The 18,409-nt window shown below is 64.9% G+C and carries 20 protein-coding genes; 3 read left to right on the forward strand and 17 right to left on the reverse strand.

Going from position 1 to position 18,409, the window contains the following annotated elements; all coding sequences use genetic code 11:
* The first annotated feature begins 72 nt into the window (after positions 1–72).
* Positions 73–1,308 carry a chromate efflux transporter gene (gene chrA / locus BFD71_RS03415; RefSeq protein WP_069261906.1) on the forward strand — a complete coding sequence of 412 codons (1,236 nt, stop codon included), beginning with the start codon at positions 73–75 and terminating at the stop codon, positions 1,306–1,308.
* 10 nt (positions 1,309–1,318) lie between these two features.
* On the opposite strand, the gene BFD71_RS03420 is transcribed toward chrA, so the two are convergent.
* The 10 genes from BFD71_RS03420 to BFD71_RS03465 form a co-directional block, all read right to left on the reverse strand.
* On the reverse strand, positions 1,319–1,939 hold the full coding sequence (locus tag BFD71_RS03420) for a DAK2 domain-containing protein (RefSeq protein WP_069261907.1): 621 nt from the start codon (positions 1,937–1,939) through the stop codon (positions 1,319–1,321).
* On the reverse strand, positions 1,936–2,964 hold the full coding sequence (locus BFD71_RS03425; protein WP_083245029.1) for a dihydroxyacetone kinase subunit DhaK: 1,029 nt from the start codon (positions 2,962–2,964) through the stop codon (positions 1,936–1,938). Before BFD71_RS03425 ends, BFD71_RS03420 begins: the two co-directional genes overlap by 4 nt.
* A gap of 58 nt (positions 2,965–3,022) precedes the next feature.
* Positions 3,023–4,027, reverse strand: a complete 1,005-nt coding sequence (locus BFD71_RS03430) for an ABC transporter permease (RefSeq protein ID WP_069261908.1) — start codon at positions 4,025–4,027, stop codon at positions 3,023–3,025.
* Entirely contained in the window at positions 4,024–5,562 is a 1,539-nt protein-coding gene (locus BFD71_RS03435; protein ID WP_141710584.1) for a sugar ABC transporter ATP-binding protein, read from the reverse strand. Before BFD71_RS03435 ends, BFD71_RS03430 begins: the two co-directional genes overlap by 4 nt.
* 82 nt (positions 5,563–5,644) lie before the next feature.
* Positions 5,645–6,760: a sugar ABC transporter substrate-binding protein gene (locus BFD71_RS03440; protein ID WP_069261910.1), complete on the reverse strand. Its 1,116-nt coding sequence runs from the start codon at positions 6,758–6,760 to the stop codon at positions 5,645–5,647.
* A 124-nt stretch (positions 6,761–6,884) separates the two neighbouring features.
* Positions 6,885–7,520 carry a class II aldolase/adducin family protein gene (locus BFD71_RS03445; RefSeq protein ID WP_069262384.1) on the reverse strand — a complete coding sequence of 212 codons (636 nt, stop codon included), beginning with the start codon at positions 7,518–7,520 and terminating at the stop codon, positions 6,885–6,887.
* A 71-nt stretch (positions 7,521–7,591) separates the two neighbouring features.
* Positions 7,592–8,668: an S-methyl-5-thioribose-1-phosphate isomerase gene (gene mtnA / locus BFD71_RS03450; protein WP_069261911.1), complete on the reverse strand. Its 1,077-nt coding sequence runs from the start codon at positions 8,666–8,668 to the stop codon at positions 7,592–7,594.
* A 60-nt stretch (positions 8,669–8,728) separates the two neighbouring features.
* Positions 8,729–9,988 carry an S-methyl-5-thioribose kinase gene (gene mtnK / locus BFD71_RS03455; RefSeq protein ID WP_069261912.1) on the reverse strand — a complete coding sequence of 420 codons (1,260 nt, stop codon included), beginning with the start codon at positions 9,986–9,988 and terminating at the stop codon, positions 8,729–8,731.
* A gap of 36 nt (positions 9,989–10,024) precedes the next feature.
* The gene (locus tag BFD71_RS03460; protein WP_256094478.1) at positions 10,025–10,780 is read right to left on the reverse strand and encodes a GntR family transcriptional regulator; all 756 of its coding nucleotides are present in this window, start codon (positions 10,778–10,780) and stop codon (positions 10,025–10,027) included.
* Between the two features lie 83 nt (positions 10,781–10,863).
* Entirely contained in the window at positions 10,864–11,544 is a 681-nt protein-coding gene (locus BFD71_RS03465) for a MarC family protein (RefSeq protein ID WP_069261913.1), read from the reverse strand.
* A gap of 207 nt (positions 11,545–11,751) precedes the next feature.
* Between BFD71_RS03465 and BFD71_RS03470 the strand changes: the two genes are divergently transcribed.
* Positions 11,752–12,834 carry a serine hydrolase gene (locus tag BFD71_RS03470; protein WP_441829742.1) on the forward strand — a complete coding sequence of 361 codons (1,083 nt, stop codon included), beginning with the start codon at positions 11,752–11,754 and terminating at the stop codon, positions 12,832–12,834.
* A 24-nt stretch (positions 12,835–12,858) separates the two neighbouring features.
* On the opposite strand, the gene BFD71_RS03475 is transcribed toward BFD71_RS03470, so the two are convergent.
* The 3 genes from BFD71_RS03475 to BFD71_RS40270 all read right to left on the reverse strand — a co-directional run bounded on the left by BFD71_RS03475 (position 12,859) and on the right by BFD71_RS40270 (position 14,557).
* Positions 12,859–13,476 carry a histidine phosphatase family protein gene (locus BFD71_RS03475; RefSeq protein WP_069261915.1) on the reverse strand — a complete coding sequence of 206 codons (618 nt, stop codon included), beginning with the start codon at positions 13,474–13,476 and terminating at the stop codon, positions 12,859–12,861.
* Between the two features lie 148 nt (positions 13,477–13,624).
* A complete protein-coding gene (locus BFD71_RS40265; RefSeq protein WP_141710556.1) occupies positions 13,625–14,080 on the reverse strand; it encodes a hypothetical protein in 456 nt (151 codons plus the stop codon).
* Between the two features lie 45 nt (positions 14,081–14,125).
* Positions 14,126–14,557 carry a hypothetical protein gene (locus BFD71_RS40270; protein ID WP_141710557.1) on the reverse strand — a complete coding sequence of 144 codons (432 nt, stop codon included), beginning with the start codon at positions 14,555–14,557 and terminating at the stop codon, positions 14,126–14,128.
* Between the two features lie 30 nt (positions 14,558–14,587).
* On the opposite strand from BFD71_RS40270, the gene BFD71_RS40275 reads away from it, so the two are divergent.
* Positions 14,588–15,007: a helix-turn-helix domain-containing protein gene (locus BFD71_RS40275; protein WP_141710558.1), complete on the forward strand. Its 420-nt coding sequence runs from the start codon at positions 14,588–14,590 to the stop codon at positions 15,005–15,007.
* Between the two features lie 101 nt (positions 15,008–15,108).
* Here BFD71_RS40275 and BFD71_RS03490 read toward each other — a convergent pair whose 3' ends face one another.
* From BFD71_RS03490 to cyoB, 4 genes are all read right to left on the reverse strand, one after another.
* On the reverse strand, positions 15,109–15,306 hold the full coding sequence (locus tag BFD71_RS03490) for a CsbD family protein (protein ID WP_069261918.1): 198 nt from the start codon (positions 15,304–15,306) through the stop codon (positions 15,109–15,111).
* A gap of 104 nt (positions 15,307–15,410) precedes the next feature.
* A complete protein-coding gene (gene cyoD, locus BFD71_RS03495; protein WP_069261919.1) occupies positions 15,411–15,785 on the reverse strand; it encodes a cytochrome o ubiquinol oxidase subunit IV in 375 nt (124 codons plus the stop codon).
* A complete protein-coding gene (gene cyoC, locus BFD71_RS03500) occupies positions 15,782–16,393 on the reverse strand; it encodes a cytochrome o ubiquinol oxidase subunit III (RefSeq protein ID WP_069261920.1) in 612 nt (203 codons plus the stop codon). The genes cyoD and cyoC overlap by 4 nt, the downstream gene beginning before the upstream one ends.
* A gap of 3 nt (positions 16,394–16,396) precedes the next feature.
* A complete protein-coding gene (gene cyoB / locus BFD71_RS03505; RefSeq protein WP_069261921.1) occupies positions 16,397–18,406 on the reverse strand; it encodes a cytochrome o ubiquinol oxidase subunit I in 2,010 nt (669 codons plus the stop codon).
* Positions 18,407–18,409: the final 3 nt, after the last annotated feature.

Consider the following 18,409-nt stretch of genomic DNA (forward strand, 5'->3'; position numbering starts at 1 on the left):
CGATCGTGCCAGCGGATCGGGTATGATCGCCGCAAAATCGATCTATGTTTGTATTCGTTACGACTGAGTTCCATGGAAACAGATATGTCGACGTCAGAGCCGGACCGTGCAGGCTCCGCGCTTGAAGTCCTGCGAGTCTTTCTGAAGCTGGGCCTGACGTCCTTTGGCGGTCCCATCGCCCATATCGGCTACTTCCGTCGCGAGTTCGTCGAGCGGCGTCGCTGGCTCGACGACGCAACCTTCACGGATCTGCTCGGTCTCTGCCAGTTTCTCCCCGGTCCCGCCAGTAGTCAGACCGGATTTTCGATCGGTCTGCTGCGCGCCGGCTGGCGAGGCGGCCTGGCAGCCTGGTGCGGCTTCACGTTGCCATCCGTTGCACTCCTGATCGCCTTTGCCATCGTCGCGCCTGAACTCGGCGGCCCCGTGGGGAACGGGCTGATTCACGGACTGAAACTCGTCGCCGTTGCCGTCGTCGCGCAAGCCGTATGGGACATGGCGCGCCGCCTGTGCCCCGACCACCGCCGCGCCGGCATCGCACTCATTGCGGTCGTGCTTCTCGCTGTCATGACGACGGCGTATGCACAGTTGATCGTCATCGTGCTGGGCGCCGCGCTCGGTATCGTGCTGTGCCGGTCCACGACTGCGGGAACCATCGCCGGCACGCGTCAGCATACGCAGCAGTTCCGCGTGTCGCGTACCGCCGGTCTGGTCGCGCTCGTCCTCTTTTGCGCCCTGCTTTTCGGGCTTCCGGCGCTTGCCGCATTCGACACGACGCATACCGTCCGCGTGTTCGACGCCTTCTACCGCTCGGGCGCCCTCGTGTTCGGCGGCGGTCACGTGGTGCTGCCGTTGCTGCAGCGTGAGACCGTGGCGACGGGATGGGTCTCGCCGAACGACTTTCTTGCCGGCTATGGAGCCGCCCAAGCGGTGCCCGGTCCGCTCTTCACGTTCGCGGCTTTCCTTGGATGGATCATGAGCGGCCCATCCAGTCATGCGCTGGGCGCCTTCGTGGCACTAGCAGGCATCTTTTTACCAGGCCTGCTTCTCGTGCTCGCCGCGCTGCCTTATTGGCAAGCGCTTCGCGCCCATCCCTCCATGGCGGCCATGCTGGCGGGCGTGAATGCAGCCGTGGTCGGGCTGCTCGCCATGGCGCTCTATTCGCCGGTGTGGACGAGCGCCGTCCAGTCACGGATCGACTTTGCGGTCGCGGTCATCGGTTTCTTTTTGCTCACGCGCTGGAAGGTGCCGCCGCTCGTTGTCGTCGTGTTTTTGGCGGCGGCCGGCGTGGCCGAGATGCTTGTTCGTTGAGTGGCGAAGCTCACCCTCGCCAGGCTTGAAGAAACCTGAGCCAGGCCGTTGCGCCGGGATCGGCGTGACCGATACTGCGTTCCTGCACCCACGCCGCGCGTCCCTTCTTCGACTGCAACGCGGCCGTGGCGAGCACCTGTCGCTCCGCCGTGTCGATCATCGCGTCGAGGAGCGTGCGCTCGTCGGCGCCCAATTCGAACGCTTCGAGCGTATCGAGACTCGGCACGAGTGCATCGAGCACCGTCTTGTCGCCGAGCTGCGACTTGCCCCGCTCGGCTATGCGCGCGGCCACCGCGCGACCCATCGCGAGCGCTTCGGCCCGGCCCGCTGCATGGCTGCCCGTCACGGTCTTCGCCGCAGCGAGCAGCCCGCCGCCCACGAGCGCGCCGAACGTCGAAGGGTTCGCCGTCGAAAACGCCTTGCCCGTGGCGATCAGCACGTCGCCCAGCGCAGCGTCGGGCGGCAGCTTCGCAATGGCATCGGCAGCCGCGTGCGAGCCCGCCTTCACGGTGACGCCCAGGTCGCCGTCGCCGAGCGCGGCGTCGAGTTCGCGCAGTTCCTCCGCGCTGGCGGGCATCGCGTTCAACGCATCGATGAGCCGCGCCCGGACTTCGCTGACCGAAAGACTCATCGCGCACCTCCCTCGTCCACGCGCCAGCCTTCGCGCCAGAACGGCGAGCGCACCGGCGCATCGAGCAGCGTGTCGAGTTCCTCGTCGAGTTGCATCACGGAGATCGAGGCGCCCGCCATTTCGAGGCTCGTCACGTACTCGCCTACATAAGCACGCGCCACGCGCAGCCCGGCGGCGGCAACGGCCTGCGCGGCGCGCCGGTACAGCAGATACAGTTCTTCGAGCGGCGTCGCGCCGAGCCCGTTGACGAGCAGCGCCACGCTCGCCCCCGCCTTGGCCTGCAAGTCGCCGATTATCGCGCCCGCAAGCCGTTCGGCGATGGCATTCGCGCTCTCCAGTTTGCCGCGGTGCGTGCCCGGCTCGCCATGAATGCCGATGCCGATCTCCATTTCGCCATCGGGCAGCGTGAAGGTGGGCTTGCCTGCCGCCGGCAGGATCGTCGGCGAAAGGCCCACGCCCATCGTGCGCGTCGCGCCGTTCGCCTTCGCGGCAATGCGCGCGACTTCGTCGAGCGTGTCGCCGCGTTCGGCCGCCGCGCCCGCGCACTTGAAGCCGAACACCATGCCCGCTACGCCGCGGCGATCAGAAGCCCGCTCGGGCGGCGCGGAAGCGACATCGTCGGCAACGAGCACGGTGCGCGTCTCGATGCCGTCCGCGTCGGCCAGGTCCGCGGCGAGATCGAAGTTGAGGACGTCGCCGCCGTAGTTGCCGTACAGGTAGAGCACGCCCGCGCCGCCGTGCACCGCCTTGGTGGCCTCGTAGATCTGCTCCGACGATGGCGACGAAAACACGTTGCCCACTGCCACGCCGCTCGCGAGCCCCTTGCCCACGTAGCCGAGAAAGCCCGGCAGGTGCCCAGAGCCGCCGCCCGTCACGATGCCGACCTTGCCCGCGTTCGGCGCGTCGGCACGCACGAGCGCACGGCGGTCGGCCGTGACCGGCTTGAGCCAGCCCGGATGGGCGAGCAGCAAGGCGTCGATCATCTCGTCGACAAATTGATCAGGATGATTAATGATCTTTTTCACGTGTCGCGTCTCCAGTAATGGGTGGCGTTCGCACCACCGCTCACGTTGACTTCTCCGTTCAAAGCTTGCGCCGTTGGCTCAGCGCGTCGAGCAAGACGGCCGCGAGAATCACGCCGCCCTGGATGAACTGCGTCCAGAACGGATTGACGCCGAGCAGCGAGAGCCCGACATTGATCACGCCGATCAGCACGACGCCAATGAACGTGCCGACGATCGAGCCGCGCCCGCCCGCGAGCGAGGTGCCGCCGATCACGACGCCTGCGATCACCTGCAGCTCGAGCCCGTTGGCCGCCGACGGTAACGCCGAATTGAGCCGCCCCGCGAGGACGATGCCCGCAATGGCAGCGGTCACGCCCGCTAACATGTAGGTAAGAAAGATCACGCGGCTTACCGGAATGCCCGCGAGCCGCGCCGCTTCCTTGTTGCCCCCCACGGCGAACACCTGGTGGCCGAATTCGGTCTTGCGCAGCAACACGTGGCCAATGACGAATACGGCCAGCATCACGAGCATCGGCGCGGGCAGGCCCGCAAACGTCTTCGCACCGAACGCGGTAAACACGGTGGGAAAGTCGAATTTCGTGCGCCCATCCGAAATCGCAAGCGTAAGGCCGCGCCCCATTGCCATCATCGCGAGTGTGACGATGAACGGCACGAGCCGCAGCCACGCAATGCCAAAGCCGTTGAGCGCGCCCACCGCCGCGCCGGTGACGAGCGCGATCACGAGCCCTGCTACGCCGAGCCCGACCGCGTCCGGGCTCGCGCCGGCCATGACAGTCGCGGCCACCATGCCGCTCAGCGCGACGAGCGAGCCCACGGAAAGGTCGATGCCCGAGGTGATGATCACAAACGTGCCGCCCACGGCCGCGATGCCGACCACGGACACCTGCACCATGATGTTGGTCAGCGTGCTCGTGGTGAGAAATTCGGGCGACGCCAGCGAGAGCGCGATACAGATCAGCACGAGCGCCGCAATGAGCGGCCCCAGGCCGCTGCGCAGCTGGCGCAGCACGCGCTGTTGCAGGGTTGGTGTTTCTTCACGCGGTCGAACCGTGGTGGACGTCATGCTGCAACTCCGGTGGTAGCCCATTGAATGATCCTCTCCGAGCTCGCGTGCTCACGCGCGACTTCGCCGACGATGCTGCCGCGATACATCACGAGCACGCGGTCCGACATGCCGAGCAGTTCGGGCAGTTCGGAGCTCACGAGCACGACGGCCGCGCCCGCGCGCGCCATCGCGACGATATGTGCATAGATCTCGGTCTTCGCGCCGACGTCGATGCCGCGCGTGGGCTCGTCGAGCAGGATCACAGCCGGCGAGGTCGCGCTCGCGCGCCCGAGAATCACCTTCTGCTGATTGCCGCCCGAAAGGTTGCCGGTGAGCGACGTGACCGAAGGCGCGCGCACCGCGAAGCGCTCGACCGCCTCGCGCGCGAGGCGGCGCTTTCTCGCCGCGCTCACGAAGCCGCCGCGCACCAGCGCCCGCAGGCTCGAAAGCGCGACGTTTTCTTCGATGCTCGCGTCGAGCACGAGCCCTTCGAGCTTGCGGTCCTCGGCGGTGTAGACAATGCCCGCGCGCATGCCTTGCGCGGGCGAGCGCAGCGCGAGCCTGCGCCCGCGCAGCCGCAGTTCGCCACGGGTAAGCGGGAGCGCGCCGCAAAGCGTCTTCAAAAGCTCGGTGCGCCCCGCGCCCGCAATGCCACCGATGCCCACGATCTCGCCCGCGCGAATGCTGAAACTCGCGTCGCGCAGCACGGGCTCGCTCGCCACGTTGTGCGCTTCCAGCACGACGTCGCCATAGGGCCGCGCCTCCCACGGATAGAACGAGTCGAGATTGCGCGCGACCATTGCCTGAACGAGCGCCGGTTCGTTCCACTCCGGCATGGGCCGCGCGCCGACCGTCGCGCCGTCGCGCATCACCACGGCCGAATCGGCCAGTTCGAACACCTCTTCGAGATGGTGCGAAATGAAGATGATGCCCATGCCCGCCGCCCGCAGTCGCCGCACGACGGCGTAGAGATGCTCGATGTCGTGATGCTGGAGCGCGGCCGTGGGCTCGTCCATCACGAGTATGCGGGCGTCGCGCGCGAGCGCCTTGGCGACCTCCACGAGTTGGCGCTTGTTGAGCGGCAGATCACCGAGGCGCATGGCGGGTGGCACGCCTTCCAGTCCGACCTGGGACAGCGCCTCGCGCGCCATGGCGTTGGCGCTGCGATGATCGACGAGGCCATAGCGCCGCGGCATGCGGCCCAGAAAGAGGTTTTCGGCCACCGTCATGTCGTTGACGAGCGAAAGCTCCTGATAGATCACGGCCACGCCCGCGTCGATTGCGGCCTGGGTGCCGCGCGCGAGTCGTACGCCGTCGATCTCGATCGTACCTTCGTCCGGCTCGTAAGCCCCGGAGAGCGTCTTGATGAGCGACGACTTGCCCGCGCCATTCTCGCCGACGATCGCCATCACGTGCCCCGCATGCAACTCGAGGCTCACGCCTCGCAGCGCCTTCACGCCGGGAAAGCTCTTCACGATGCCGTTCATGCGCAACAGCGGCGGCGCGTCTGTGCTGCCGCCCGCGCTGTTGTTCGCCTGCTGCGATACGTCCATTGCCGAACCTGATTCGCGTTTCATCCGTTCATCCCTGGCGCCGGCGCACGCGTCACGCGCGGCCGGCGCTTAAGACCGCCCGTTACTGCTTGACTTCGAGCGCCCACAGACCGTATTGCTTCACGCCGTCCGAATCGATATTCGACTTGTCGATCAGATAGGTCGGCCACGCGTAATTCGAGGGCACGTCCTTCTTCGCCTCGTAGTCGGTAATGAACGTCATCGCCTTGGCGGACATGCCGATCGGGTTCTGCGAGATCGTCGCGTCCTGCTTGCCCGCACGGATCGCAGACAGCGCCTGCGCCGTGCCGTCCGCGCCGATCACCATGATGTGGCCGGGGTCGCCGAGCGGCTTGTAGCGGCCCGCATTGTCAATGGCTTTTTCCGCGCCCACCGTGTTGTCGTCGTTCGCGCCGAATACCGCGTCGATCTGCGGATACTTCTGCAGAATGCTCGTCATCGCGTTGAGCGACTTCTCCTGATCGAAGCCGCCCTCCTGACGCGCGACGACCTTGATGTCGGGATACTTCGCGATTTCTTCCGAGAAGCCCTTCTCGCGATCGGTCGCCGCCGTCGTGCCGATGAGGCCGATCAGATCGACCACGTTGCCCTTGGGCGAGCCATAACGCTTGCTCAACTGGTCGGCGATCCACTTTGCGCCGGTGGCGCCGAGCGCTACGTTATCCGAAGCAACGAACGAGGTCACCTTGCCGCCGTCCGAGCCGCGGTCGAGCATGAACACCGGGACGTTCATCGAATTGGCCTTCTCGACCGCCGGGATGATCGCCTTCGAATCGATCGGGTTGAGCACGATCGCCTGCACGCCCTGGCTCAGCAGATTGAGCGTGTCGTTGACCTGCTGCTGCGCGTCGCCGTTCGCGTTCGTTTGCACGAGATCGAAGCCCTGCTTATCCGCGCCGCGCTCCACACCATTCTTCAAGCCGACGAAGAACGCGTTATTGAGCGTGGCGATCGAAAAGCCTACCTTGATCTTCGTGACTGCCGGCGCCGCCGCCACGGCCTGCGCCGGTGCACTCGCCGCGGCGGCGTCGGACGCAGCCGCGCTGGTCGAAGGCGACTCGCTCTTCGAGCAGCCTGCCAGCATTGCCGCGGCGGCGAACATCGTCACGCCGGCCGTAGCTCCCATGCGCGCGCTGCGCGCCACCCAACTGTCGAACCCTGCTGAACTCCACGCCATCACCGTCTCCTGTCTTTGATCTGCTGGTTTTTGACTGACCTGCGAACCGCCAACCGACTGCGTAATCGTTTGTACCGCGTGTGTTTTGCAATGCAACGACTGCCTGGACGCGCGCGAGCGCGTATTACCTGCGCGGGCCGTAGCCCTTGAACTTCTCGATGACTTCCTCCATTTGCGCGTCGGAAAGCAGCGGCGGCTCGCCGAGCTGGCAGGCCAGCAAATATTGCTTTGCGAGCACCTCCACTTCGTTCGCCAGCCACAACGCCCGCGCGAGATCGCGCCCGAGCGCGATGACGCCGTGATGCGCGAGCAGGCACGCGAGCCGCTCGTGCAGCGCTTCGAGCGCGTGATCGGAGAGCGCCTGGCTGCCGAACGTCGCGTACGGCGCGCAGCGAATCGAATTGCCGCCCGCCGCGGCCACCATGTAGTGATGCGCGGGTATGCCGCGACTGTGAATTGCGAGCGCCGTCGCGGCTTGTGAATGCGTATGGATCACGGCGTTCACGTCGGCGCGCGCGCGCAGGATGTCGCGATGAAAACGCCACTCCGACGAGGGGCGTTGCGCTTCGAAGAGCGGATCGTCGTCGCACACGTCGAGCGGCATCCAGACGATGCGCTCGCGCGTGAGCGCGGCGCTCGGCACGCCGCTCGGGGTAACCAGAAGTCCGTCATGCCAGCGCGCGCTCACGTTGCCCGAGGTGCCCTGATTGATGCCGAGACGCTCCATCTCGCGCGCGGTATCGACGATCTGCTGGCGCATTTCGGTTTCCGCCCGCACATCGCGCGCACGTTCCGCCGTTTCGCCCGCACGACGCCCTTCGCTCGCGCCGCTCACGCCGCGGCTCCGTTAGCGAAGAGTGCGGCAAGGCTCTCCTCGAACGGCGCGCGCACGATGCCGCGCTCCGTCACGATGCCGGTCACGAGTGTATGGGGCGTGACGTCGAACGCGGGGTTGCGCACCTGAATGCCTTCAGGCGCGGTGCGCTGTCCCGCGAGATGCGTCACTTCCGCCGCTCCGCGCTCCTCGATCACGATGTCCGCGCCGCTGGGGGTACGCAGATCCAGCGTGGACGAAGGACACGCCACATAAAACGGAATGCCGAAATGCTTCGCCGCGATCGCCACGCCGAGCGTGCCGATCTTGTTCGCGACGTCGCCGTTCGCGGCCACGCGATCGGTGCCGACGATCACGAGATCGATGAGCCCCTGGGCCATCAGGGTCGGCGCCATACTGTCGGTGATCAGCGTGACGTCGAGCCCCGCTTGCTGCAATTCGTAAGCGGTGAGCCGCGCGCCTTGCAGGAGCGGCCGCGTCTCGTCTGCGTAGACGCGAAACGCGACGCCGTCGCGGTGCGCGCAATAGAGGGGCGCAGTCGCCGTGCCGATACCCGCCGTGGCCAGTGCACCGGCATTGCAGTGCGTGAGCACGCCGCTGCCGGGTGCGATGAGCGCACGTCCGGCTTCGCCGATCCGCGCGCACAATTCGATATCTTCTTGATGAATGCGCTTAGCCTCGGCAACGAGCGCTTCATAAAGCGCGGCGCCCGTCGCACTGGACTCGGCGCGTGCGCGCGAGAGCATCCGCTCCAGCGCCCAACGCAAATTCACAGCAGTGGGCCGCGCGCTGTCCAGAAACGCGGCGTGCGCTTCGAGACGCGCGAGGAACGTATCGCGCGGATCGGTTGGCTCGTGCCGCATCGCCACACACAGGCCATAGGCGGCCGCCACACCGATCGCAGGCGCGCCGCGAACGCGCAGCTCGTGTATCGCGCGCCAGACCGCCTCGACACTGCCCACGGCTTCGACCACACATTCGCGCGGCAAACGCGTCTGGTCGAGCAGATAAAGGGTGCCGTCGCGCCACTCGATGGTGGGCGGAAGACTCGATTGTTGCGCCTGCAACGTCATACGTTCTCCGTCGATGCCGGTTGTCCGGGCTCTGCCGCTCATACGGCAGCCTGTGTTCGATTACGCCGGTTCGATGAGCACCTGAGCGGCCAGCGCGGTAACCGCCTCGATCGATGCCAGCTCGCGCCGCCCGACCAGCAGCGCTTCGGCGAGCTTCAGGCAGCGCACTTCCACGCGCGCGCGCACCGTATCGTCCTCGATACTCGTAATTTCCGCCACCTTCGCCATGCCGACGATGCGGCGGATCATCTTGCAGCCCGCAAAGCCGAGCGTGTCGGCGAAGAGGCGTTTGATGAAATCGTCGCGGAAGGCCTCCGCCGCACGCGTGCCCGCCGGCCCGCCAATGTACGCGTGGCCGGTCTCGCGCTCGTGCAGCCGCCAGATCTGCGCGAACTTCTTCGCGAAGGCGTTCCACACAGCCTCGACCTGTTCGAGCAGCCAGCCCTGGTAGGCGGCCGGGTCGCGTCCCGCCTCGCGGTCGTGCCAGTCGCGCGCGTAATACGCGAGCAGCAGGTTCGCAATGAACGCGCCCGTGTCGAAGCCCATCGGCCCATAGAACGCGAACTCGGGATCGATCACATAGGTCTCATGCTCGTTCGCCATGATCGAGCCGGTATGCAGGTCGCCGTGCACGAGCGTTTCCGCATGGTTCATAAAGGCCCACTTCATCTCGCCTGCCGCGAGCCTCAGCGGCTCGTGCGTGCGCAGCCGTTCGATCGCAGCAACAGGCAGCGCGGGGCTGTAGACATTCGAGGGATGATCTTCGAACGGAAACGTGAAGACGAGTTCCTCGGTAATCTTGCACAATTCCGTGTTGATGTCGCCGCCGACGGCCGCTTTCTTGGCATCCGGCGCGAGATAGAGATCGGACCCGTGAAAGAGCGTGCGGGCCAGAAACGTGGAAATGTGATCGGCGAGCCGCGGATATACGATGCCGTCTATCAGCCCCCCGCGCAGCACGCGATGCGAATCGAGCCGCTGCATCACCATCAGGAACTTCTCGCTATCCGCGTGAAAGACGCTCGGCACGTGCTCGGGGCACAACGCGCCGAAGCGACGCAACGCCGCCACTTCGCGCTCCATGCGCTCGCGCGGCAACGGCCAAGCTTCGCCAACCAGCCGCAGGTACGGCGGCGCCTGCTTCACGACGACGCTCAAGCGCGGGTCACGCGTGCTGCTCACGAAGTAGACGTAGTTCAGGTTGCCGTCGCCCACTTCGACGACCTGCAATTCCCTGTCGTCGCCAAGCCTTGCACAGACGGCCGGAATGCCCAGCAGATACTCGGTCAATTCGGCAGAGGTGAAAGCTTCGAAGTGCATACGTTCTTCCTGTCCGGAAATGGGCCACTGGCCCGCCTAACGTCGCTTGCGCACGAGATCGAACTTGAAAATGCTGGCGTTGTAGTAGTCGTTGCTGTAGCAGACCGCGCGGCCGGTCTCGTCGAAATCCACTTCGTCGATCAGCAGGAACATGCCGATGTTCTCCTGCAATTCCGGCAAATCCCGCGGGGTGAGAACGGTCGGCTGGATCGAACTATGGGTGTGGGAGAGCCGAACGCCCGCGCGCTCCAGCGTGCCGAACAGCGACTCGCCCAGCTCCTGCCCTTCGAGCAGCGCCTTGGGCACGATGTCGATGCAGTAAGCGGCGATTGCATCGTCGGCGCGCCGCACGCGCTCGAAGCGCACGCAGGGTTCGCCTTCGGCGATGCCGAGCTTTTGCGCGAGGCTGCCGGAAGCCGCGATCGTCCGCACCTGCAGACGGCTCGTGGAAGGCACTGCACCAACACTGCGTATCATGTCCGTCACAGACATCAGATCATCCAGACCGCCTTGCAGCTTGAGCGTGATTTGTCTGACGAAGGTCCCCTTGCCGTGCACGCGCGTGAGCAGACCGTGGGAAATCATCTGCGCGACCGCCTCCCGCAGGCTCGAGCGGCCCACGCCCAACAGCTCGCAAAGTTCGGGCTCCGGTGGGATTTGATCGCCCGGCTTGAGCGAGCGCTCGCGGATCATTTCCAGCAGCGAATCCTGGATTCGCTCGCACATCGACTGATCGACGCTCAGGCGCATGGCTTCCGCAAGATTGCGTGGGTTGGCGACATTGGGCTCCAATCTACATCAGACGTCTGATGTTATGGGCTCGTGGTTTTCCCTTTCATGCGGCGCAACACGGCGAGAAGTGTGGGCGCGCTGCGCTATTTGACGCTCACCGAAAGCGGCACCGATTCGAGCAGATCCTCGATCCCGAGCCACAAGATCTGCAGGCCGATGCACAGCAGCACAAACGCGAGCAAGCGCATGAGCACTTCGGTCCCGACCGGTCCGAGCCGCTTGCCGACATGCCCCGCGAAGCGCACACACAGATAGATGCAGCCGCAAAGAACGACCAGCGCGAGCAGCACGCCGACGACATTGACGAGTTGCACGTGACCGCGCGGCCGACCCGTACCAAGCGCAATCGCGACCGCAATCGACCCCGGTCCGACAGTGACCGGCAGCGTGAGCGGATAAAACGCCATGGCGCGCAGCGTCGCCTGGCGCGCCGAATCCGGCGGCGCCTGCGATTGCGCCGCCTCCGCGCCTTCGCGCGATTTGTGAAGCAGGTTCCAGCCGGCGAACGCGATGACCAGCCCGCCCGCAACCCGCAACACGGGTATCGATATGCCGAAGAACGAGAGCACATAGGCGCCCATGAGCAGCGCCCCGAGCAGAATGAACAGGCTGTTGATGGCAATGATCCGCGCGAGAAATGCGCGTTCGCCGGCCGTCGCATGCGGCAGCATGCTCAGTACGATGAACCCCGCCGCGGGCGGATTGATCACGGGAAAGAGTCCCGCGAAGACGAGCAGGAAGGTGTCGGAGAGTTGATTGAGCATCCCTGTTCCCCCTTGGCATGACGGAGTATACGGACCCGCTCGCCGCCCGTTCAATACGACGATGATCCCACTGAATGACGATTATGGAACCGGAATGGAACTTCATCGGTCGATCCCGCTCGAACAATGCCGCCAAAATCTCGACGCGCACAGCGCAGACCCAACGTTCAAGCCCATCCGTCGATGCCTTTCGCTTCCCGACTTCGATTGCTGCCCAGCCTGCTCGCCCTGATTGTCGCGGCCCTCGCGGCAGGCGCGGTTCCAGCCAGCGCCCATGCCGCCGCTCATCGCAGCGTGGCCGAAAGACCCCACCACGCAACGGCCACGAAGAAGAAGAAGAGAGTCGCGCACAAGACGAAGCCCGCGCATCGTTCGATGCCCGCCGATGCGCCCTCCACCAAACTCTCCGGGCCGAAGCGCCGCACCAAACGCGCGAAGCCCAGACATGGGCCGCCACCCGCGCCGCAACACGCCGTGCACGCGAGCGCCAAAAACGCGCACGCTCCTCGCCTGCTCGCCCGCTGCGGCTTTACGCCGGCGTCGCGCAAGCAGCTCTTTTCGCATGCCGTCTACGTTGTGGACGAAAACACCCACACGCCGCTCTACGCGCGCCATGCCGACACGGTGGCGCCCATCGCATCGGTGTCGAAGCTCATGACGGCCATCGTCTGGCTCGATAGTGCGCATGCGCCCCTGCAACAGCGGCTCTCAGTCACGGCCGCCGATCTCGACACGCTCAAATTCACGCATTCGCGCCTCGGCGTGGGCGCGTCGCTCACGCGCGCGAACATGCTGCACGTTGCGCTGATGTCATCGGAAAACCGTGCGGCTTCGGCGCTCAGCCGCGATTATCCAGGCGGCCAGCCTGCGTTTATCGCGGCAATGAACGCGAAAGCGCAGCGCCTCGGCATGAAGCACACGCATTTCGTCAACGCGACGGGACTCTCGCCGCAGAACGTTTCAACCGCGCGCGAACTGGCGAGCCTCGTGCGCGCAGCCGATGGCTACCCGCTCATTCGCCGCTATTCGATCGATCATGAGGAACGCATGGCCACTGGCCAGGGGCAGTTGCAGTATGTGAACAGCAATCGTCTGGTGCGCTACGGGCAGGTCCGCGCGAGCGTGCAGAAAACCGGCTTCATCAACGAGTCCGGCCACAATATGGTGATGCGCATGATGGTGCACGGCCGGCGGCCCGTGATCGTCACAATGCTAGGGAGCGCCACGCCCGAGGGTTCTCGTCTGGATGGCGTGCGCATCGCGCACTGGCTGTCGTGCTCCTTGCGCTGAGCGAGCGCGCGCGTCAGGAATTCTTTACATCAACGCCCTGCGCTCGCCGAGCGCATTCCAGCGGCGGATGGCGCGGCTTTCGTGGTCGAAGCCGAGAATGCTCACCGAAGCCGTGTCGAGATACAGATGCTCGCCGAGCGCCGCCGAACCGGAAGCCCACCAGCCCCCCAACGCACGCAGGAAATGCGCGTGTGAAAAGAGTGCCACGCGGCCCCGCATGGCCAGCAGGCCCTCGATTACCGACGCTGCCCGCGCCTGAACCCGCGCGAGATCCTCGCCATGCGCGATGGGCGAATGCCACACGCTCCAGTCGGGTTCGGTCTTGCGGATATCCGCTGTCTTGAGGCCTTCGTAAATCCCATAGTCCCACTCGTGCAAGTCGGCCGAAATCGTCATCTGGTCGCCGAGGCCCGCGAGCTGGCAGGTCTCGATGGCCCGCGCCATCGGGCTGCAAAGCACCGCGTCGAAGTGCTGTGCGGCGAGCGACGGCGCCAGCGAGCGCGCCTGCTCGCGTCCGTGACCGGTGAGCGCGATATCGGTGCGGCCGGTGTGCTGCCCGGAGAGGCTCCATTCCGTTTCACCATGACGGATCAACCAGACTTCGCGCAGTCCGGAGGACACACTGGCAGGATTGGCAGACATCGGGAGCTCCACGTTCGTGCCCCGCGCGGAACACACGGGATGCCTGCAGCATACCTGTTCTGAGGGCTTTTCGCCGTGCCGCTATCCTCCTGTTGCACATGGCAAAATGAAGGCAGATCGAAAGCGACGAGGCTGTCATGCCGCGCCGCTATCTATTTGCAGTCCGTAGTAATGTGTTTCGGAAAAGATGCGAGATGCCAGGCACGGCAAGCGTTTGCGAAGAATGCGGGGTCGTGACGGAAATGCCGGGCCAGCTCATCATCGCCTGGCCGTGGTTCTTCAGATAACCCGCACGCGCGTAAAGGCTCGTGCGCTTAGATATCCGGTGATCGTAGCCAAGCTCCACACCCAGCGTCTCGTCGCTAACGCCGTGAATGTTGCGCTGAATACCGGCGATCTGGATCGCGTCGAACGAGGTGGCCTGAATCGTCGCGCCAACCTCCGTGACGTTATACGCATGCGCGGTGCCGAGCGCAGCAGCGAGTGAATGCGACGGTGGCGTTTTCGGCCTCGCATACGAATAGTTCGCCTGCAGCCGCCGTTGTTCAGGTACTGGAAGAACGTGTCGGCCACGCCGTAGAGCGTCACGCTCGTCTGGGCGCAAGCGGCGCTCGCGGCCATTGCGAACGTCGCGCCCATCACACCCTGGCTAATCAGCTTCAAACGCATGCATGTCTCCTCTTCTATTGTCGGTATCCGCTCGTTGGCGGAATGGATTGCACTGCGAATTACCAGGAACCCGGCCGAGATAATCTTTCGGTCGAATCGGGTACGCGGATGTCAGCGCGCCCCGCAGCCCTCCTTTGTGGGCTGCAGCGACAGAAAGCCCGCCTCGCGCGATGCGCGTCGAAACGTTGCGCCTGAGCAGCGCGTGCGAGAGCGTGGCCAGCGCGAACCCGACCGGCACCTGCAAAAGCACCTGGAGACCGAACAGCCAGCCTGCGCGTGCGGGCGGCAAGCCCAGTCCGAGGCGGAAATACACGGGCATCCACGTGATGCCGCAGGCGACGACTGCATAGCCCGCGAACGACTGGAACAAGACGGTCAGCACCGTGGCGCTGCCCAAGTGCGAGCGCAGCACACGCCAGCCGGGCGTGACCGCGCGCTGCGCATGGCGAGCCACGAAGGCTTCGTGCGCGCGTTCCTCGATGAAGGCGAAGCATTGATGCGCCTGCTTGACGCATGGGCCGAGCGCGGTCCCACGCAAATCGGCTCGCTTGGCGTGGTGCCCGCGTTCGTCGCGCAGTTGCTGGACGGCGTGGCGCCCGCCCGCGCGCGCATGGCGGACTCAACGGGTGCCGCCGATCTTTCGCCCTACGCCGCGGACTCTCCCGCCGACGCGCTCATGGCGCGCGAACTGGACGTGCTAAGGATGCTTTCGGCCGGCCACCGCAACCGCGTGATCGCGGAGAAGCTGTTCGTCTCCGAACTGACGGTGAAGTCGCATCTTCGCAAGATCAACGCCAAGCTCGGCGCGGGCAATCGTACCCAGGCAGTCGCCATCGACCCTCCGAAAGGGCTGATTCCTTGATTGTGGATCTCGCCGGCCTGAGCGCAGAACGCGCCACGCGCGGACAGCATGACGCCGCCGCCCCTTTCGAGGCGGCGGCGCGGTGGGTTAGCGATCGTTTATCAGTGATGGCGCTTCGTGTCCTTCTCCACGTCCTTTGCGGCCTCCTTCATGTCACCAACGTTCTTGCGTGCCTGGCCAGCACCCTGCTGGAGGTCCCCCTTCACTTCGCGCGCCGGGTTGTCGGTTGCGCGGCCTACGGCCTCATTGACCTTGCCCTTCATCTTTTCAGCCGTGCCCTTCACCTGGTCCTTGTTCATGGTCACACTCCACGTAAAAGCGACGGTGTGTCGCGACGCTTCACATAGCGCATGCACCGTGCCCGCGGTTCCGGCGCCCGTATTCGGGGACGCAACGTCACACGTCAGTCGTGCTCCATGGCGCGGTCGATCGAGATCTGCGTGGGCATCATGTTGACGTTTGCGTTGTGCATGACCCACAGCGAAAGCCCGACGATCACCGCGATCAGGAACGCCGTGCAGATGAAGATGCCCGTGTTGGCGCGCTGGCTGCGCGATGCGCCGATATGCAGGAAATACACGAGTTGCACGATGAGCTGCGCGATGCAGAGCACGACGATGGCCGCAAGCCCGAAGGCCGGCGAAACGACTCGAAACATCACCACGCCGAACGACGCGAGCGTCAGCACGAGCGAGAGCACCGTGCCGATCATGTAGCCCTTGAAACTGCCGTGCGACGCGTCATGCACGGCGTGGTGGGTGGCATGGGACTGGCTCACAGGAAACCTCGCAGGTAAACAAACGTAAATACACAGATCCACACGAGATCGAGAAAGTGCCAAAAGAGGCTCAGGCAGGCGAGGCGGCGGCGGACCGTGCCGGTCAGACCGAACTTGAAGGTCTGGTGCATCATGATCGCGATCCACAACAGACCCGCCGTGACGTGCAGCCCGTGCGTGCCGACCAGTGTGAAGTACGCCGAAAGGTAGGCGCTCGTCCCGGGCCCCGCCCCATCGGCGATGAGCTTGGCGAACTCGTTCACCTCCATCGCGACGAAGCCCGCCCCGAACAGGAATGTGACGGCGAGCCAGACGATCACCTGTCCGCGCCGCTGCGCGTAGAGATTCAGCATGGCCATGCCGAAGGTGACGCTGCTCGCAAGCAGCAGCAGCGTTTCACCGAGCACGTAAGGCAGTTCGAATAGTTCCTTCGCGCCCGGACCGCCTGCCGTCGCATTCGCGAGCACGCCGAACGTGGCGAAGAGCGTCGCGAAGATGAGGCAGTCGCTCATCAGGTAGATCCAGAAGCCCAGCGTGGTTCTGGTGCTGTCGTCGTGATCATGACCATGGGCATGACCATGGGCGTGAGTAGTAGCAGCGTGAGCCATGGTTTATGCCATCTCCTCGATGTGCTCGGATTGATCGAAACGCTGGATGCCGAGTTGCCTGAAGCGCGCGTTCTCGATGCGCTCGACCTCGGCGGCGGGGACCCAGTAATCCACGTCCTGGTTGTAGGTGCGCGCGATGAACGTGGCGATCATGCCGATGAGTCCCGCCGCCGCGAACAGCCACATGTGCCACACGATCGCAAAGCCGAACAGCAGGCTGAACGCGGCGATGATGAAGCCCGCGCCGGTGTTGCGCGGCATATGGATATCCTCGTACTTCGCCGGCTGCACGTAGGCGCGGCCCGCTTCCTTGTTGTCCCAGTGCTGCTCCGTCGAAGTGATCTCCGGCAGCACGGCGAAGTTGTAGAACGGCGCAGGCGAAGCGGTCGACCACTCGAGGCTGCGGCCATCCCACGGGTCGCCGGTCACGTCGCGGTTGGCCTCGCGATCGCGCAGGCTCACCACGATCTGCACGATGAACGAGAGAATGCCGAGGCCCACGAACACCGCGCCCACGAGCGCCACCACGAGCCACGGATGCCACTCGGCCACCTCATAATGATTCATGCGGCGCGTCATGCCTTCGAAGCCGAGGATGTAGAGCGGCGTGAACGCGAGCCAGTAGCCAATCAGCCAGCACCAGAACGACACCTTGCCCCAGAACTCGTTGAGCGTGAAGCCGAACACCTTGGGGAACCAGAAGCTCACGCCCGCCAGACAGCCGAATACCACCCCGCCGATGATCACGTTATGGAAGTGCGCAACGAGAAAGAGCGAGTTGTGCAGCACGAAGTCCGCGCCCGGCACGGCCAGCAGCACGCCGGTCATGCCGCCCACGGCGAACGTCACCATGAAGCCGATGGTCCAGAGCGTGGCGCTGTGATAGCGGATGCGCCCGCGATACATCGTGAAGAGCCAGTTGAAGAGCTTCACGCCGGTCGGGATCGAAATGACCGTGGTCATGATGCCGAAGAACGCATTGACGTTCGCGCCCGAGCCCATCGTGAAGAAGTGGTGCAGCCACACGAAGAACGAGAGGATGCCGATCGACGACGTGGCGTAGACCATCGACTTGTAGCCGAACAGCGGCTTGCCCGAGAACGTCGCGATGATTTCCGAGTACGCACCGAACGCAGGCAGGATGAGGATGTAGACCTCCGGGTGACCCCAGACCCAGATCAGGTTGATGTACATCATCGCGTTGCCGCCCAGCTCGTTCGTGAAGAAGTGCATGTCGAAGTAGCGGTCCATCGTGAGCAGCGCGAGCGTGGCGGTGAGCACCGGGAACACCGCGACGATCAGGATGTTGGTGATGAACGCCGTCCACACGAACACCGGCATCTGCATCATCTTCATGCCCGGCGCGCGCATGCGCAGGATCGTGACGATGAAGTTGATGCCCGAGAGCGTGGTGCCGAGACCCGATAGCTGCAGCGACCATATGTAGTAGTCCATACCGACTGTCGGACTATAGCCAAGCTCCGATAGCGGCGGATACGCCACCCAGCCCGTGGCCGCGAAATCGCCCACGAACATGGAGACCATCACGAGCACCGCGCCCACGACCGAAAGCCAGAAGGAGAGCGAGTTGACGAACGGATAGGCCACGTCGCGCGCGCCGACCTGCAGGGGCACGACCACGTTCATCAAGCCGAGAATGAGCGGCGTCGCCACGAAGAAGATCATGATGACGCCGTGCGCCGTGAAGATCTGGTCGTAGTGATGCGGCGGCAGATAGCCCGCGGCGTCGCCATACGCGAGCGCCTGTTGCGCGCGCATCATGATCGCATCGGCGAAACCGCGCAGCAGCATGACGACCGCGAGAATGATGTACATGACACCGATGCGCTTGTGATCGACCGACGTGATCCACTCACGCCACAAATAGCCCCACTTGCCCGCGATCGTGATCGCGGCGAGCAAGGCGAGGCCGCCGAGCGCCACGACGGCGCCCGTGCCCATGATGATCGGCTCGTGCCAGGGAACGGCGTCGAGCGTGAGTTTTCCGAACATGGT

It is taken from the genome of Paraburkholderia nodosa (genome assembly GCF_001718195.1).
Lineage (GTDB): Bacteria > Pseudomonadota > Gammaproteobacteria > Burkholderiales > Burkholderiaceae > Paraburkholderia > Paraburkholderia nodosa_A.